Genomic DNA, 1,743 nt, shown 5'->3' on the forward strand with positions numbered 1-1,743 from the left:
GGGTAGACACACCGTGCCATCCCGTCCGGACCGGCGCCCAGCCCCGGCGCTCACCGTCTGACATAAGGGCTTTACACCCAAGATCGGGGTAGGAGTCACCACCCGGGGCAGGTGAACGGTGCACCGACGACCCCCGCACCAAGCCTGTGGATAGACCTACTCGCGGCCCTGTTCTTGATCAGGTGTCCGTGCCGCTGGTGCACCATTCACCTATAAGTAGACCTCCGATTCCGCTAATTGTCAAGCAGCGGCCTGTTCTGGCGGCGCGGTGACGGGTTGGCCGAAGGCTTTGATCGGGTCGAAGGTTTGGCGGGTTTGCAGGCAGTGGTAGAGCTGGCCGAGCATCTTGTTGAACAGGTGCCGCAGGGCGGCGGCGTGGCGGTCGCCGTGGTCTCGGCGTTTGCGGTAGTGCGTTCGGGCGGGTCCGGGGTTGATCGAGGCGTAGGTGGCCCAGACCCAGCCGACCGCGGCGAGCCGGTCGTTCTTGATCCGCCGGTGGGTAATGGAGGTGACCTTGCCGGATGCTCTGGTGACCGGCGCGGATCCGGCGTATGCCTTCAACGCGCGGTTGTCGGCGAATCGGTCGCGGTCGTCGCCGATCTCGGCGAGGACACGGGCGCCGGTCAGGTCGGCCAGGCCGGGAAAGCTGGTGATCACGGCGTGATCGGGGTGCTTGCGGAATTCTTCGGCGGCGGCTTGTTCCAGGTCGTCGGCACCTGCGCAAGCAGCATCGAGCATTGCCAGCAGGGCCACCGCCTGGCGGCCCATAGCTTGCTCGACGAGATCGGGTTGGCGCAGCTGCGGTGCCCGCAGGCGCTCAACGATGTCGGCGGCGAGGTCGTCGATGCCGCGTTTGCGTCCGGCGCGGCGCAGCGCGGCGGCGATGCGGGTCTTGGTGAGTTTGGCTGCGTGGGCTGGAGTGGGCGCGAGGGCGAGCACCGCGCGGGCCGCTGGTTTGGCCAAGTTGGTGGCGGACTTGCCGGCGAAGGTGTCCAGGAACGCCGGGTAGTACTCGCGCAGGATCGACCGCAGTTCGTTGCTGGCCTTGCTGCGGCGCCAGACCGCATCTTGCTGGGCACGCGCCAAAACCGCGATGGCTTGGGCAAGTTCGCTGTCGGCAGGCAACTCGCGATGCAGGTGGGCATCGACGCGCAGGATGTTCGCCAACGTCATGGCATCGGCATGATCGGACTTCGCGCGAGCCACCGAACGCCGTTCCCGATAGCGCGCCACGGCCATCGGGTTGATCGCGAACACCGGCCGACCGGACGCGCGCAGCGCTGCCACCAGCAGCCCCCGCGGGGTCTCTATCGCGATCGGGATCGGATCGTCGGCACTATCACCGGCCTCGGCGAGTAGCTCGGTCAGTGCGGTGAATCCGGCAGGGTCGTCGCTGATGCGTTTCTTGGCCACCAACTTTCCGCCGCTGTCGACGATCGCGACATCGTGATGCCCTTCGGCCCAGTCGATTCCGCAGGAGCAGTCCAATCCAGCACCTCCATCAGGTTGGGTGTTTCCGGCTGGTCCGGAACCCGGGCGAGAACGCGCAGCGACCTACTTACGAGCCTCTGTGGGGCTTGCCTCCGATGAGCTGTTCGCGATCCCAGCGCACCCGCACGGCGCCGGTCTCGACCAGAGCTCCATGGCTCACGAACGGGTTGGGGCGTCCGGTCGTGCGGGCAGGCTCGAACCACGAGCAATTCCACTGGTGAACACCGGTCCGGACGGGTAGACACACCGTGC

The 1,743-nt window shown here is 66.8% G+C and carries 1 protein-coding gene; it reads right to left on the bottom strand.

Going from position 1 to position 1,743, the window contains the following annotated elements; all coding sequences use genetic code 11:
- Positions 1 to 240 precede the first annotated feature (240 nt).
- Entirely contained in the window at positions 241 to 1,488 is a 1,248-nt protein-coding gene (locus ACWDUN_RS29995; RefSeq protein WP_449934569.1) for an IS110 family transposase, read from the bottom strand.
- Positions 1,489 to 1,743 lie beyond the last annotated feature (255 nt).

This window comes from Mycobacterium sp. NPDC003323 (assembly GCF_053589535.1).